This is a genomic window from Haloarcula hispanica ATCC 33960 (genome assembly GCF_000223905.1).
GTDB classification, from domain to species: Archaea; Halobacteriota; Halobacteria; order Halobacteriales; family Haloarculaceae; genus Haloarcula; species Haloarcula hispanica.
In genome coordinates this window covers 1,320,738-1,333,800 of the sequence record NC_015948.1, presented here as the reverse complement: position 1 = coordinate 1,333,800, position 13,063 = coordinate 1,320,738, and the positions used below count along the sequence as shown (strand labels likewise).

Here is a 13,063-nt window from a genome sequence, read left to right as displayed (position 1 = left end):
AAGCTTCGGTAGGTGTGTGAGATATTTTCAAGGACACCACTCGTCAGCGAGCAGGCCATACTCCAGCAGGTCGACGTACTCGCCGTCGACGAAGGCGTGGTCGCGGCGTCGACCCTCCTGCTGGAACCCGACTTTTTCCAGCACACGCGCGGAAGCCGGGTTGGTGGCATAGCAGTCCGCTCCGAGTTTGTTCAATCGCAGTTCCTGAAACGCGTACTGTGCGAGGCAGTCGACAGCGTCAGTCGCGTAGCCGTTGCCCCAGCGGTCCGGACACATCGAGTACCCGAGCACACCAAACCCCCACGGGTGGTAGTCTTCGTGAAGCGAACACGTCCCCACCGGCTCGTCGTCTACACAGACGACGAAGTGCGTGTCGGCATCGCGGCTGTCGAGGTCTTCGGCGGCTGGCTCGGAGAGTGGCTCGGTGAACCCGATGTTTTGCCGGACCTGCGGCTCGTTTAATAGTCGCTGTAGCAGGTCGCTGTCGGTTGCTTGCTGTGGGTGGAGTGTCACCTGCTCGCCGTGGATGAACACTGGTCCTGGCACGTACAAGAGTACTCATAGTTGATACAAGGGTGTTGCCGTGGTATGTGTAATGATACCAGTTGTAGACCAGACAGCGAAGAACGACACGCCAAAGGGAACCCAGCACTGCTCTGAGGTATGGGAACGCTGCTGGAGTCACGCGAAGAACAGGCAACAGAGGTCGTCGACCGCCTCCACGAAGAATACCCCGATTCGGCTATCTCACTGAACTACAGCAACCGCCTGGAACTGCTGATCGCTGTCGTCCTCTCCGCGCAGTGTACCGACGAGCGGGTCAACGAGGTCACGGCGGACCTGTTCGAAAAGTACCAGAGCGCCGAAGACTACGCCGAAGCTACCGAGGAGCAACTCGCTGAGGACATCTACGGCATCACCTTTCACAACAACAAGGGCGGCTACCTCCAGGGAATCGGCGAAATTCTGGCCGAGGAACACGACGGCGAGGTGCCTGACACGATGTCGGCGCTGACCGACCTCCCGGGCGTGGGCCGGAAGACGGCGAACGTCGTCCTCCAGCACGGCCACGACATTGTCGAAGGCATCGTCGTCGATACGCACGTCCAGCGCCTGTCGCGGCGACTGGGCCTTACCGAAGAAGAGCGTCCGGAAGCCATCGAACAGGACCTGCTCGACGTGGTGCCCAGCGACGAGTGGCAACAGTTCACGCACCTTCTTATCGACCACGGGCGAGCGGTGTGTGGCGCGCGCTCCGCGGAGTGCGGAGCGTGCGTGCTCGCGGACATCTGTCCCTCCGAGAAAGGAGACAGCGACGTCGACCTCGCTAGCGGCGAGGCGTGGTAGCCCCGCGCGAGGGCTTCAGCTGTCGTCCTCTCCGAGGCGTACAGTGAGAACCGGCACATCGGACGTTCTGACGACTTTTTCGGCGACGCTACCGAGGAGATATCGCTCGACTCCTGTTCGACCGTGGGTCCCCATAACGATGAGGTCGATGTCGTTCTCGTCGACGTAGTCGAGGATCGCGCTGTGCGGTGGGCCGTGTTCGACGGCGGTGACGGTGTCGACTCCGTCGACCTCGTCTGCCGCCGCGTCGACGATGGCCTGTGACCGCTCCCGCAGCGACGATTCGATGTTGTGTTCTTCGTTGACCATCCCCGACTCCGACTCGTCGTGCTCCTCCGCAGTCATGCCGGTCGTTGCCCCTTCCGGGCCTGCGGCAGTCATCCCGATATGCGGCGACGACGTATCGAGGACGGTCATGATGTGTAACGTCGCGTTGTGCGTTTCGGCGAGAGTGCGTGCGTGTGCCAGCGCGGCTTCTGCTCCGGAACTACCGTCCGTCGGAAAGAGGATGTGTTCGTACATTGGAACCACAGCTAGCGATGGACATGCAATGCTAATGAAACATCTAGTCCGTTCGCAGATTCCGAGAATCAGATCCGCTATCGACGGCGCTCACGCCACGTAGCGGAGGGCGTACCGAGCGATACCGACCAGATACGCCAGCAGCCAGAAGATGACGTATCCGAACACGCCGATACGGAGCCGCGAGCGCCAGTGGCTGAACGTCTCGTCCCCGATTTCGTCCAGTAACAGGTCTTCGTCGTACTCGTTGTAGAGGTCGTGTTCCCGCTTTGCGCGGAAGATGCGAACGATTCCGGTTCCGCCGAAGGCAAGCAGCGCGTAGGCCTGCAGGCCGAGCATCGCGTGGACGGCGGACAAGCCACCGAGCTGGTCCGGCAGGCGTGGAATCATCCAGAACACCATCGGGACTGTGGTCAACACCAGCCCCGTCGTGACGAACTTCAGATGGTGCACGAGCACGTCCCAGGTGACCGGCTCCGTCTCGATGATGTAATACGCGCCGTACAGGAAACAGGGGAGGCTGAGGCTCACCGACAGTAACACGACTGTGGCCACGAGGCCGTCCGACACCATAGGCCGACCTAGGGACAGTGCTCGCTAAAGACTGCCGGATGCAGAAGGTCAGAACTTGTAAGCCGTCGCGGTCCGTACACCCGGGCAATGGCCGACCCGGACTCGACGTCTCCCACGGAGGACGAGCGCGGGAACACCCCTGCGGACGCGGTAGCTGCCGAAACCGAGCCCGGCGAACACGGGGCCAAGGATGACGGCGGCGAGACGGCCGACGACGGAGAGTCGGGCGAGGAACTCGACACGGAGGCACTCCGGAAGCAGGTCGAAGAGAAGTACGACTTCGACAACTTCGGCCCGGCGGACATGGCCGAGATGACTGCTGAGGAATGGGACGTTGCCTTCGACGAGGACTCCTGGATCACCGGCGACGACCTGCTCGACCGGGTCACGCGGGACCTGCGGAACCGCGTTGCAAACCGCGACGTGTTCGCCCGCATCGAACGCCATCGGGACCCGCCGCGAGTTCTCGCGTACTCCGACGAAGGCTACGCGGTTGTCTATCCGGACGGCAGCCTCGAAGGCGAGGGGACTGTCATGCGTGACGTGAAGCCCACGGTCGCGCTGTGTTCCATGGATTCCTACGACGTGCCAGAGAACGTCCCCGACAGGCCCCTTCCCGAACCGGAGTCAGTTCCCGAGGGTGGCGGCGAACTCGGTAACTGGATGTTACAGGCGATTGCCGGGGCGCAGCTCCTGGCCGGGATTGCCCTGCTCGGGGGCGCAGTACTCGCGACCGCTGGCGTCATCGGCAACAGGGGAACCAGCATTGCGCTCCTGGTCGTGGCTGGCGCTGCCTTCATCGGTGTGTCGCTCGTCCTCTTTTTCACCGTCGCAAACGCGAGGCTCTCGGACACGTTCCGCGCCGAAGAGTACCGGGACAGACTCCGGGCTATCGGACTCGAGGACGGCGAACGACCGGAGTTCGTTCCGGAGCTCGACCCACAGAATTCGGGGTCTGAAGACGGGGCGACCGAGACTGACGAAGCCGGGTAATGACGGTTCCTGCGGGTGGTATTCGGTGGGTTTATACAAACTCAGTCCTGATTCCAGAGTGTATATGAACAGACGGGAGTTCGTCCGGACAGCAGGGGGGGCCGCCGGTGCTGCGGCGACCCTCAGTGCCACCGGCGCAGCCGCCGCACAGGAGGAAGGCGGTGACGGTGCGAAAACCGTCCCGGACTACGGCGGTTTCCTGGATTCGGTCGGGAACTTCGATGGATCGACCGTCGATGCGACCGGACAGGACACAGTAACTGTCGAGGTCGGCGTGCAGGCCAACGGCGGCGCGTACGGGTTCGGCCCGCCAGCCGTCCATGTGGACAACGGGGCGACCGTCCAGTTCGAATGGACGGGCAACGGCGGCGGCCACAACGTCGTCTCGGACGGCGACGGACCGCTGGACTCCGGCAGCACAGCCTCCAGTGCCGGCGTCAACTACGAGCACACCTTCGAGGAGGACGGCATCTACCCGTACCTCTGTGTCCCCCACGAGGGACTCAACATGAAGGGCGCTATCGTCGTCGGCGAGGAGTACCCGACGCAGACAATCGGTGGCGGCGGCCCGGTCGAAGTCGACCCGCACTACGCCGGCGTCCCGATTCAGCCACACTACGTCGGGTTCGGCGCTGGCCTCGCAGTCATCATCCCGCTGATATTCACGTTCTTCCAGCTGAAGTACGGCGAGTCGCCCCACACTAGCGGAGGGAACAACTAATGGCGTCCGAAGGCTCCACGTACGGTGATATCCACCGGTACGAACCGCCGCGCGAGAGCACAGCAGCGGCTGTCGGTATCGTACTTCTGACGGTGATTCAGGTCGGCCTCGTCGGCCTCTTCACCTACGGCATGATCGCCGGATGGGCGTCCGGCATCGGCACGGTGTTGACGGTCCGTCTCATCGAGGCCAACATGTTCATGGGCGGCGTGCTGACGGCGATTTTCATCGACCTGGCGTTCATCATGCTGCTGTACCGAAAGGAGTTCCTCCCCGACGTAATGATCGTCAAGAAGCGCCGTCGCAAGTGGGAAGACCTCTATATCCGTCAGGAAGACGTCGACGGCACGACGATGGCGGACGGCGACAAGTTCGCAGAGACATTCAAACGCGCAGTGTACCCATACTACAAGAAATAATATGCCACTTGATGAAGACAAATATCCGGCTGAAACAGGCCGTCGTCGCTTCGTAAAGGGCGTCGTCGGGAGTGCGGCACTCTCCAGCGTCGGCGTCGGTGGCGCCGCAGCCGTCGACGCGACGACGGATGCCGCCGGCGAAGGTGGCGGAACGACGCCGTTCGTCGCCGTCGAGAACACTGACGGACCGGCTCCGCGAGGAATGCCGATCATCCCCATCGAGATCAACGGCGGCGAAATCAGCGGTATCTGGCCGGAATACGACGAGAACGCCGGTGCGGCGGTCGCATCCGACTTCGGCGGGAGCGGTATCGACTACTCCTCGCAGTGGTTCCAGTACTGCGGTATCCAGAGTACTGCGGCTATTTACCCGCAATCCGAACGGAACAACACGTTCCTCAACAGTACTGGATCCTTCTCCTGGCAAGGGGAGTACGAGTCCGGCAAGCCGATGACGGTCGACATGTTCGACGACTACCAGGAGTGGGGCAACGGCATCGGCGACCCTGGCGTCGGGAAGCCCGCAAGCGTCGTCTGGCGGACCAACAGCGAGGGCAAGAACGGCGCCCCAGTGCAGATAATCCGGTCAGTCGAAGTCGAGAAGATGGCCAACGGCGAGGGCGAGTACGCGAACCTTCCCGGAAACGTCCAGTCATTCGTCTCCGAGGCGACCGACCAGGGCTTCATCGCTTGGCTGAACAAATGTACACACTTCTGCTGTGTGCCCGGGTTCAAGACACAGGAGGGAAGCGCTAACTTCGCCGCAGCCAACGACATCTACTGTCAGTGCCACCAGTCCGTGTACGACCCGTTCAGTCCTGTGCAATCGACGTTCGTGGCGCTGCCACGCCCACCAAAAACGGAGTAATCAATGAGTCTCGAACGCAAAGACGAACACGACCACAAAGGCTGGATGGAATCGCGCGAGCTGACGCCGGTGGAATCGGTGTACTTGACCGTGCTCATCTGGCTCGACAGGCGACTGCGCGTCGTTGACTACCTAGAGATCCTCGAAGATCTCTACTACAAGGTCAACATGCAGATGCCAAAGAGCCACACGGAACAGTACAATCTCGACAACAAGTTCTGGTACTGGTACCCACTGTACGCACTCGGATCGTTCTCGACAGTTGCGTACGTCGTCGCCGCGATATCCGGCGCGCTGCTGGGCTTCTACTACGCACCGGCCGCCGCAGCTGCCGACGGGTCGCCGACGGTCGCGTACGATTCAGTGATGCTCATCATGGGCCAGCTCAACCTCGGCTACTTCCTGCGCTCGGTCCACCGCTGGGCCGCACAGATCATGGTCGCCGCCGTGTTCCTCCACATGCTCCGCGTGTACTTCACCGGAGCGTACAAGGAGCCGCGGGAGCTGAACTGGCTCATCGGCATCGTCCTGATTTCGCTGACGCTAGTGTTCGGGTACACCGGCTACCTGCTGCCGTGGAGCCAGCTCTCGTTCTGGGCCGGCCAGATCGGCGTCGAGATGTCCCTCTCCATCCCGCTTATCGGTGAGTGGGTCGCACAGCTGATGTTCGGCGGGTTCACGCTCTCGCAGGCCACGCTACAGCGGATGTACATCCTGCACGTGTTCTTCCTGCCGTTCATCACGACTGCCATCATCGCGGTCCACATCGGCATCGTCTGGATGCAGGGGATCGCTGAGCCACACTAATACTATGAGCGACAACGACACAGACGACGTTCGCACGGACGGTTCCGGCACCGGTATCGTCTCGCCGGACGACGAGACTCCCGCATGGTCCGAGCGAAAGGAGCGGACCCAGGGGCTCTCCCGGCTGACCTACGAGTACTTCGAGCGGGCGCGCCGCGAGGACCAGGACCTTCGCCAGCAGTCGGACTACGTCGAGCGTGACGTGCTCGCGTTCCCGGCCTGGCCCCACGAGATGATGCGCAACATCGCGCTGACGTCGTTCTTCGTGGGCATGATCCTGTTCGTCTCGGCGACGTTACCGCCAGAGATGCCGAACCCCGCTAACTCCGCTGTGACGCCGGCAATTATCCTGCCGGACTGGTATCTCTACTGGTCCTTTGGCCTGCTCAAGCTCGGCCCGCTGAACCCCGAGCTGAGCATCCTCGGCGGCTCGAAGCTCATGGCTGACCGAACCTACGGTGTGCTGGCAAACGTCGTGGTCGTCGGCTTCGTTGCCATCGTCCCCTTCCTGAACAAGGGGTCCGCGCGCCGTCCCGTCGAGCAGCCGTTCTGGGCTGCGGTCGGGATGTCCGGCGTCATCTTCAGCCTGACCATCGCCGCGCTGTCCATCAAGAACCTCGTCCCGATGGACTCGCACCTGCTGTTCGACCTGACGTTCCTCGTCCCTATCGTCAGCGCGACCATCACCTACGCGGTGCTCAAGACGATGCGCGAGGGCTACATGTTCGACCTCAACCGTCGGTACTACCGGCTGCGGCCGCCGAAGTAATCTGACCGGTCGATTTCTCCGTCGGTTTTTACATTCTCTGCTTACTACTACCGCGAGCGTTGCGACTGCATCTCGCCGCAGTAAAGTGGCTCCCGCCCGTACTAGCGACGATGACAGAGGACCAGTCAGCGGGGGCTGAGGACGGTTCGGAGCGGCGGGACGTTGTGGTGCCGCTGCGCGTGTACAAGGCCGTGACGGTGTTTTCGACGCTGTTTGCGGTCGTCAGCGTCGTCGCCGGATTCATCCTCGTCGACGTGGCGACACAGCGGGCCTCGGCGCCCGCCTCGGAGATCGACGTTCCGGTCGGCATCGCCGGGATCGCGTGCATCCTCGCTGGCACAGTCGTCTATGCGTTCTCGACGCGCTTCCGTACCGAGGAAATGGGAAAGTCTAAAGACGACGCTACCTAACGTTCGGATAATGGCTGACGAGTTCATGAAGGGGTTCGCGTGCCTCATGGTCGGCGGACTGGGCTGGATGACCATCAAGGGCTGGTACAACACGCCGAGTTTCGAGGGGGCACAGCTCACCGGCGAACTTACTATCGAGGAACCGACCACGTTCGATCAGATCGCCCTGTTCATGGGCGACGCGTTCTTCTGGTTCGCGGTGCTGGGCGCGCTGACCTTCTGGGTCGTGCTTCCGCTGATCAGTGAATTCCAGGCGTATCTCAACGAGCGGTCGGCGTAATAGTACGCAGTAGCCTTTTCTGCGGGACCGACGCCGCTCTCAGTTCGGAGTCCGGTCGACTGGCGCGCCGTCTTCGTCACGCACCTGAATGCCGCGCGAGCGAAGCGCCGTAGCGAATTTTGTCGGTGATACCCCGCTGTACGTCGCCGCCTCTTCGAGTGTGAGTGTTTCCCCGCGATACAGTGTCAGCGCCGTTGTGAGGGACCTGTGTGACATCTTCGTCTACACCGATACAAATACAGTGCGAGTATTAAACTATTTCGCCTACTTCTAAGCCAATCGGCCAGACTATCCGGAGAAAAGTGAATATATGGGGCCAATAAAGGAAAGAATGTGTACAAAAGTAAGATATTGAAGCCAGTATTGCTTGCCGACCACACACGTAGGGCTATCAGTACGCGCGACTAGCGGATTATAGGCACTCGAAGACGACAGAACGAGAAACCGTGTTTAGATGATGGCGCTCCAGGGACCCTTGATGACCCAGAACAGGCTCTGGTAGCCCGCGTACATGAACACTACGAGGGCAGCGACGATGGCCCCTTTCGGCCGTTCCAGCGGAATGTCACGGCGCGCCTCGACTTTCCGGGATTCGAACTCGAAGAAGTCAGTGATGACTGCGCCGAGGACGAGTACCGACAAGACCATCCCGCCGTGATGGTGGAGCGTCATGTAGAAAAACGACAGCACGACCAGCGCGATGTTGGTGAACGTGTGCGCCGGGTGGCGGCTGACCGCGTCCGCGCCATCGTTTTCGTACTGTTTGACGTGGCTTCTGTGGGCGAGCTGCCGGGTCAGGAAGTTGACGATTACCACTCCGAAGATGACGTATTCGATGAGGAGCGCGCCGCCGACCGTGGGGCTCCCCAGAATGGTATCCAGTGGCCCAAAGAACGTTACGGATGGCTGCATATGCAAAGCTCTGTCCACCGTCCATTAGTGTCTTTCCAATCTCACTCGAACCTGGACTGGCTCTCGTCGACGACGGCGGTCCGAACGGGGGAGCCGAGCGAGATCGTGATACTCTCCTGATAGCCCACGGGCTGCGATACGCGGTCATCGACGAGTAACTCGACGGTCGCCTCGTCGCGTTCCACCGAAGCACTGAGTCCGGCGACAGGCAACACCCAGTGATCCGGGTCGGTCGCAAACGGTGCGATCGGTGCCACCACTGCCTGGTCCGACGGCGCCAGAATCGGGCCGCCGACGCGGTGGACGTAGCCCGGTGAGCCAGCGGCCGTCGCGATTACGACGCCGTCGGCCCGGAACTGCCCGATGCGGTCGGCCGTCGACGCGATAGTGAACTCGGAGATGCGGGCCGCGTCGGCGGTAACGAGAGTCACGTCCCAGAACGCCTGTTCGACCGTTCCGTCAGGCATCGCCACGCGGAGGACCGGATGCGTCTCAACCCGGGCGTCAGCAAGCCCTGACACAGCGGCGACGGCGTCGTCTCGCGGTACTGATCGGACGCCGCGACCAGCCGCGACCGGCAACACGAGCGGGTCACCGTCGACCCGCGCCGCTGCAGCGACGGCGTCCTCACCGACTGCCACGACCCGGTCGGTCTTCGGAACAGTGCCGTCACTACCCCGTTCAACAGCCACGCCAGCGTCTCGAAGTTCGTCTGCTATGGCGTCGTCACCGACCACACCAACGGGGGTTCCCATCATCTGAAACTCCGGGCCGGCGGAAAAAAACCTGCCGCACTCCGCGCGGTCACTTCAAATATCGAGGCGACGGCGCGCGTATTCGACGAGAATCGGCATATCCGAAAGGTGGGTCAGCTTCGCAATCGCCCGACGGTCACCGCCGTTGATCTGCCTGAGGGTGTCCTGTCCGGTGCTCCGGAGGTCGTCCATCAGCTGATCGTACCGCTCGTTAGGAGCGAGATACAGCAGCTCCGTCATCATCAGGCGGGCGTTGTGTTTCGGGGCTACCTCGCTGTGCCAGAGCTGATCGTAGACAGAGAGGTTCTCCGCGGAGGTGTCGGGTTCGTCGGGCTTGAGCGCCGAATCGGCTGTCGCGGCGGCGGCGCGGGCCGACTTCATCCCCTTGTGGATGCCCTCGCCCCACAGCGGGTCGACGGTCGGGACGGTGTCGCCGATAGCCATGAAGTTGTCCGTGCTCATCGAATCGGGGGGCTGGATGTGGGCCGACCCGCGGTGGGCTTGCGTACCCTCGATCTTTTCGGCGTCGTCGAATCTGGGGTCCGAGTCGAGCCAGTACTCCAGATAGTCGTCGATGCCCATCCCGTCTTTCGCGTACTTCTGGTGAGAGCCGTTCTGGATGTAACAGAGGCCGACCTTCGCTGTGTCTTCACCGGTGTGGAAAATCCAGGAGTAGCCGCCCGGGGCGAGGTCGTGATCCAGGCGGAGCATCATCGCGTCCCGGAGGTCGGCGTAGTCGTCGTGGTTGACTTCGACGCCCTCGAACTCGTACTCGACACCGATAGCCTGATGATCCCGCTTGAGGTTACACACGTCGAGTTTCTTCGCCAGTGGCGCGGCAGGGCCGGTGGCGTCGATGACGATGTCGGCGTACACCTCCTCGTCGCCGTCGTACCGGACGCCGACGATCTCCCCGTTCTCCATGATCGGTGCTGAGACACGGGCGTCGAAGCGGTAGGTCGCACCCTTGCTCCGACCCTCCGAGACGAGCCACTGTTTGAACTCCGCGAACTCCAGGACCGCTCCGGTCTGATTGCGGACGTAGTGGTCGTTGGGGGATTCGAGCACGACGTCGTCCGTGTAGTTCATCACCACGTCATCGGGAATCGCAAAGCCCGTCATCGCCGACATGAACGTCCCGGCGGTGGACTTGTTGCTCTGACGCGGGAACTCGTCTTCGGACTCGGTTTCGAGAACGAGCACCTCGTAGTTTCGCTCCGCTAGATCACGGGCACACTGCGCTCCAGCGGGCCCGGCTCCGGCTATCACCACGTCAAAGCGCTCGCGCATGGTTGTGGGTATTCCCTGTCGGTAATCAGTCTTTCCGAATACACCGAGGGCGGTCTCGAAAGGGTAAAGACGGCCCCACTACCATGACGGGAACACCCGGGGCGACATACAATGTTCAAGACAGGCGCGGGCGTGCTCGCGGACAGGCGGCGGCTTCCCACGGCACTACGGGCAGTGCTGGGATACTACGCGGACACCGGCGTGTTCGACGCCGGCAGCCTCTCGCTGAAATCCGAGATCGACGACCGCACCGAGGCGATGGTCGACGACGTGACCGACCGCATCGAGGACGCCCTCGAAGACGAGTTCGGCCGTCCGGTCGAATTCTCCTATGACACGAAGCTCATCCTGCCCGCGCAGCTAACGCTGGGCTACGTCTACCGCAACGCTCGTCAGCAAGCACCCGGCGACCCCGTTATCGACGCTATCGCCGACGGCGTGCCGACTGTCGACGAGACGGCACTGGAACAGGGGCCGGCACAGGACCTCGCCCCCCGCGAGATGGTCGTCCGCGCCGAGCAGATGACTCGCCTCTCCATCGAGGCGCTTATCGACGGCGACATGCGTGACGCGATCAACGACGACGAGTTCGAAGATTTCGAGGTCGACTTTGACGCGAGTGAAGCCGACCGCCGCCGCGTCGCCGAGGTCGCCCAATCCGCGCTCCAGTCCCACCTCGACGGCCTGTTGGAGGATATGCCGCCTGTTGTCGAGAACGCCTACCAGTGGGCCGTCGACTACAGCGAGGCCCATCAGGACCGCGACGGCTACTTCCGGGAACTGATGACCGCGGCTGAGGACGGTGACGAGGACTCTCTGACAGATATCCGCGAGGAGTACAAGTTCGCCGAGTACGACGAGGAGCCGGCGACACTCACCGAGACCGAAAAGGAACTCCCCTACAGCAAGACCCAGTACGCGCGCGTCGGCGTCCTCTACGACGGGATGCTAGACCTCTACCGACTCGCCGGCCTCGATATCGACGACGAGTTCGCGAAGGCCATCGTCCTCGCCATCATCGGCGCGCAGGTGTGGCTCGACGACGTGGACGACTACGGCGACGACCGCGCGGAGGGGCAACTGACGCCCGTCACCGCCGAGTACCTGCTCGCACCCGACGACGAGGCCGCCTATCGGCGCGTCGTCGACGTGACCGAACAGTATCTCGACCTCGCGAAGTCGTACGCGACGGTCGCCGACTCGCCGCTGACCGGCGTCGCTGTCGAGTACATCTACCGCTCCGGCGAGCCGGACGTCCTACCCGGCAAGCCCGAGTAGGCGCACGAACGACAGCGACTCGACCCAAGCGCCAGAGTTTATATCCCGCCGCCCGCACCGGGATTTGAATGCTTCACTCGTGGGTGGGCAGGGTCGTCGCTATCTGTGGACTGTTGGCCGTGCTGTTCGCGCTCATGGTCGGACTGGGGGCGGCCACGCCCGCTCCGGCGCTGGGTGACTACCCAGCCGAGGACGCACTGGCCGAGGACTACGACAGCCACGTCGGCGAGTACGTTCAGGTGACCGGCACGGTCAGTGGGACCAGCCCCGTCGAAATCGCCGTCGAGTACGAGTACGCTACTGGCGGCGAGCGCCACAGCGGGACGCTCACAGTCACGGTCCGGAACGTCGACAGAGCCGTCGCCGAAGGCGAATCGCTGCAGGTGTACGGGACGCTCGGCCCGGATTGGACCATCACCGCGGAGAACAGCGTGAGTGTGCCCGCGACAAACTACGTTGCGATGTACCTCGTTTCTGCCCTCGCCGGCCTGTGGACCCTCGGGCGACTGATCTGTGGCTGGCGGCTTGACTGGCAAACGGGGGCACTGTGCCGGCGTGAAGAGCCGCTCAGGCCGATACGAGCGCTCCTTACGATGATGCGGGAGGTGCGTGCCTGATGCCGGATCTGCTCTCGCACGCTTTCATCGCGTTCACCATCTGCACCCTCCTGTCACTGCGGTACGACTGGCTCTCTGGAGAGTACGTCACCGTGGGGATGGCCGGCGCGTTCATCCCGGACATGGCGAAGATCAAGCTTCTCGTGGATGCTGCAACCGTCGAGGCAACACTGGATATCCCGTTCGACTGGCTGGGCGTCCATACGCTCGGCGGCGCTCTCGTCGCCGTCCTCGTTGGCGTGGTCGTCGTGAACCGCTCCGACCGACGGCGCGTGTTCGGTCTGCTGTCGCTTGGAGCCACCAGCCATCTGTTTGCCGATGCGCTCCTGTTGAAAGCCTCTGGGCGGTCCTACGAAGTGCTGTGGCCACTGACGCAGTACCACCCGCCGACGCCGGGGCTGTATCTGAGTACGGATATCTGGCTCACCGGCGTCACTGGGTCCGTTGCAGTGGCGGCCTATCTCTTTGTGCAGTACAGAGCGTAGCGCCACTTCCCTCGACC

At 62.5% G+C, this 13,063-nt stretch carries 19 protein-coding genes; 12 read left to right on the top strand and 7 right to left on the bottom strand.

Annotated elements, in window-relative coordinates; all coding sequences use genetic code 11:
• Nucleotides 1–27: 27 nt before the first annotated feature.
• The gene (locus HAH_RS06755) at nt 28–546 is read right to left on the bottom strand and encodes a GNAT family N-acetyltransferase (RefSeq protein WP_044951813.1); all 519 of its coding nucleotides are present in this window, start codon (nt 544–546) and stop codon (nt 28–30) included.
• A gap of 117 nt (nt 547–663) precedes the next feature.
• Here HAH_RS06755 and nth point away from each other — a divergent pair, with 117 nt between their 5' ends.
• Nucleotides 664–1,347, top strand: coding sequence for an endonuclease III (gene nth, locus HAH_RS06750; RefSeq protein WP_014040239.1), 684 nt, complete (start codon nt 664–666; stop codon nt 1,345–1,347).
• 15 nt (nt 1,348–1,362) lie between these two features.
• On the opposite strand, the gene HAH_RS06745 is transcribed toward nth, so the two are convergent.
• Entirely contained in the window at nt 1,363–1,869 is a 507-nt protein-coding gene (locus HAH_RS06745; RefSeq protein ID WP_014040238.1) for a universal stress protein, read from the bottom strand.
• A 90-nt stretch (nt 1,870–1,959) separates the two neighbouring features.
• Entirely contained in the window at nt 1,960–2,442 is a 483-nt protein-coding gene (locus HAH_RS06740; RefSeq protein WP_008309382.1) for a DUF7321 family protein, read from the bottom strand.
• 87 nt (nt 2,443–2,529) lie between these two features.
• Here HAH_RS06740 and HAH_RS06735 point away from each other — a divergent pair, with 87 nt between their 5' ends.
• From HAH_RS06735 to HAH_RS06700, 8 genes are all read left to right on the top strand, one after another.
• Nucleotides 2,530–3,435, top strand: a complete 906-nt coding sequence (locus HAH_RS06735) for a DUF7319 domain-containing protein (protein WP_014040237.1) — start codon at nt 2,530–2,532, stop codon at nt 3,433–3,435.
• 64 nt (nt 3,436–3,499) lie between these two features.
• On the top strand, nt 3,500–4,156 hold the full coding sequence (locus HAH_RS06730) for a halocyanin domain-containing protein (RefSeq protein WP_014040236.1): 657 nt from the start codon (nt 3,500–3,502) through the stop codon (nt 4,154–4,156).
• Nucleotides 4,156–4,575: a DUF7318 family protein gene (locus HAH_RS06725; RefSeq protein ID WP_014040235.1), complete on the top strand. Its 420-nt coding sequence runs from the start codon at nt 4,156–4,158 to the stop codon at nt 4,573–4,575. Before HAH_RS06730 ends, HAH_RS06725 begins: the two co-directional genes overlap by 1 nt.
• A 1-nt stretch (nt 4,576) precedes the next feature.
• Nucleotides 4,577–5,443: a Rieske 2Fe-2S domain-containing protein gene (locus HAH_RS06720; protein WP_014040234.1), complete on the top strand. Its 867-nt coding sequence runs from the start codon at nt 4,577–4,579 to the stop codon at nt 5,441–5,443.
• A gap of 3 nt (nt 5,444–5,446) precedes the next feature.
• Nucleotides 5,447–6,250, top strand: coding sequence for a cytochrome b (locus HAH_RS06715; RefSeq protein ID WP_008309387.1), 804 nt, complete (start codon nt 5,447–5,449; stop codon nt 6,248–6,250).
• 4 nt (nt 6,251–6,254) lie between these two features.
• Nucleotides 6,255–7,019, top strand: coding sequence for a cytochrome b family protein (locus HAH_RS06710; protein WP_014040233.1), 765 nt, complete (start codon nt 6,255–6,257; stop codon nt 7,017–7,019).
• 110 nt (nt 7,020–7,129) lie between these two features.
• A complete protein-coding gene (locus HAH_RS06705; RefSeq protein WP_014040232.1) occupies nt 7,130–7,429 on the top strand; it encodes a DUF7315 family membrane protein in 300 nt (99 codons plus the stop codon).
• Nucleotides 7,430–7,439: 10 nt separating this feature from the next.
• The gene (locus HAH_RS06700; RefSeq protein ID WP_004517812.1) at nt 7,440–7,709 is read left to right on the top strand and encodes a DUF7314 family protein; all 270 of its coding nucleotides are present in this window, start codon (nt 7,440–7,442) and stop codon (nt 7,707–7,709) included.
• A gap of 39 nt (nt 7,710–7,748) precedes the next feature.
• Here HAH_RS06700 and HAH_RS19460 read toward each other — a convergent pair whose 3' ends face one another.
• The 4 genes from HAH_RS19460 to HAH_RS06685 form a co-directional block, all read right to left on the bottom strand.
• Entirely contained in the window at nt 7,749–7,925 is a 177-nt protein-coding gene (locus HAH_RS19460; protein WP_023843247.1) for a DUF7317 family protein, read from the bottom strand.
• A gap of 234 nt (nt 7,926–8,159) precedes the next feature.
• The gene (locus tag HAH_RS06695) at nt 8,160–8,621 is read right to left on the bottom strand and encodes a DUF7313 family protein (protein ID WP_008309394.1); all 462 of its coding nucleotides are present in this window, start codon (nt 8,619–8,621) and stop codon (nt 8,160–8,162) included.
• A 41-nt stretch (nt 8,622–8,662) separates the two neighbouring features.
• Nucleotides 8,663–9,376, bottom strand: a complete 714-nt coding sequence (locus HAH_RS06690; RefSeq protein WP_044951811.1) for an NAD(+)/NADH kinase — start codon at nt 9,374–9,376, stop codon at nt 8,663–8,665.
• Between the two features lie 54 nt (nt 9,377–9,430).
• Nucleotides 9,431–10,666: a digeranylgeranylglycerophospholipid reductase gene (locus tag HAH_RS06685; protein ID WP_014040230.1), complete on the bottom strand. Its 1,236-nt coding sequence runs from the start codon at nt 10,664–10,666 to the stop codon at nt 9,431–9,433.
• A gap of 111 nt (nt 10,667–10,777) precedes the next feature.
• On the opposite strand from HAH_RS06685, the gene HAH_RS06680 reads away from it, so the two are divergent.
• The 3 genes from HAH_RS06680 (at nt 10,778) to HAH_RS06670 (ending at nt 13,046) form a co-directional block, all read left to right on the top strand.
• Nucleotides 10,778–11,944 carry a hypothetical protein gene (locus tag HAH_RS06680; protein ID WP_014040229.1) on the top strand — a complete coding sequence of 389 codons (1,167 nt, stop codon included), beginning with the start codon at nt 10,778–10,780 and terminating at the stop codon, nt 11,942–11,944.
• Nucleotides 11,945–12,012: 68 nt separating this feature from the next.
• Nucleotides 12,013–12,561, top strand: a complete 549-nt coding sequence (locus HAH_RS06675) for a COG1361 family protein (RefSeq protein WP_023843246.1) — start codon at nt 12,013–12,015, stop codon at nt 12,559–12,561.
• The gene (locus HAH_RS06670; protein WP_014040227.1) at nt 12,561–13,046 is read left to right on the top strand and encodes a metal-dependent hydrolase; all 486 of its coding nucleotides are present in this window, start codon (nt 12,561–12,563) and stop codon (nt 13,044–13,046) included. Before HAH_RS06675 ends, HAH_RS06670 begins: the two co-directional genes overlap by 1 nt.
• Nucleotides 13,047–13,063: the final 17 nt, after the last annotated feature.

Excerpts from the sequence above, each read along its gene's own strand:
- HAH_RS06680 (WP_014040229.1), top strand. The coding sequence starts at position 10,778 with ATGTTCAAGACAGGCGCGGGCGTGCTCGCGGACAGGCGGCGGCTTCCC.
- HAH_RS06670 (WP_014040227.1), top strand. The coding sequence starts at position 12,561 with ATGCCGGATCTGCTCTCGCACGCTTTCATCGCGTTCACCATCTGCACC.
- HAH_RS06700 (WP_004517812.1), top strand. The coding sequence starts at position 7,440 with ATGGCTGACGAGTTCATGAAGGGGTTCGCGTGCCTCATGGTCGGCGGA.
- HAH_RS06745 (WP_014040238.1), bottom strand. The coding sequence starts at position 1,869 with ATGTACGAACACATCCTCTTTCCGACGGACGGTAGTTCCGGAGCAGAA.
- HAH_RS06675 (WP_023843246.1), top strand. The coding sequence starts at position 12,013 with ATGCTTCACTCGTGGGTGGGCAGGGTCGTCGCTATCTGTGGACTGTTG.
- HAH_RS06715 (WP_008309387.1), top strand. The coding sequence starts at position 5,447 with ATGAGTCTCGAACGCAAAGACGAACACGACCACAAAGGCTGGATGGAA.
- HAH_RS06685 (WP_014040230.1), bottom strand. The coding sequence starts at position 10,666 with ATGCGCGAGCGCTTTGACGTGGTGATAGCCGGAGCCGGGCCCGCTGGA.
- HAH_RS06705 (WP_014040232.1), top strand. The coding sequence starts at position 7,130 with ATGACAGAGGACCAGTCAGCGGGGGCTGAGGACGGTTCGGAGCGGCGG.
- HAH_RS06690 (WP_044951811.1), bottom strand. The coding sequence starts at position 9,376 with ATGGGAACCCCCGTTGGTGTGGTCGGTGACGACGCCATAGCAGACGAA.
- HAH_RS06695 (WP_008309394.1), bottom strand. The coding sequence starts at position 8,621 with ATGCAGCCATCCGTAACGTTCTTTGGGCCACTGGATACCATTCTGGGG.
- HAH_RS19460 (WP_023843247.1), bottom strand. The coding sequence starts at position 7,925 with ATGTCACACAGGTCCCTCACAACGGCGCTGACACTGTATCGCGGGGAA.
- HAH_RS06740 (WP_008309382.1), bottom strand. The coding sequence starts at position 2,442 with ATGGTGTCGGACGGCCTCGTGGCCACAGTCGTGTTACTGTCGGTGAGC.
- HAH_RS06720 (WP_014040234.1), top strand. The coding sequence starts at position 4,577 with ATGCCACTTGATGAAGACAAATATCCGGCTGAAACAGGCCGTCGTCGC.
- HAH_RS06710 (WP_014040233.1), top strand. The coding sequence starts at position 6,255 with ATGAGCGACAACGACACAGACGACGTTCGCACGGACGGTTCCGGCACC.
- HAH_RS06725 (WP_014040235.1), top strand. The coding sequence starts at position 4,156 with ATGGCGTCCGAAGGCTCCACGTACGGTGATATCCACCGGTACGAACCG.
- nth (WP_014040239.1), top strand. The coding sequence starts at position 664 with ATGGGAACGCTGCTGGAGTCACGCGAAGAACAGGCAACAGAGGTCGTC.
- HAH_RS06735 (WP_014040237.1), top strand. The coding sequence starts at position 2,530 with ATGGCCGACCCGGACTCGACGTCTCCCACGGAGGACGAGCGCGGGAAC.
- HAH_RS06730 (WP_014040236.1), top strand. The coding sequence starts at position 3,500 with ATGAACAGACGGGAGTTCGTCCGGACAGCAGGGGGGGCCGCCGGTGCT.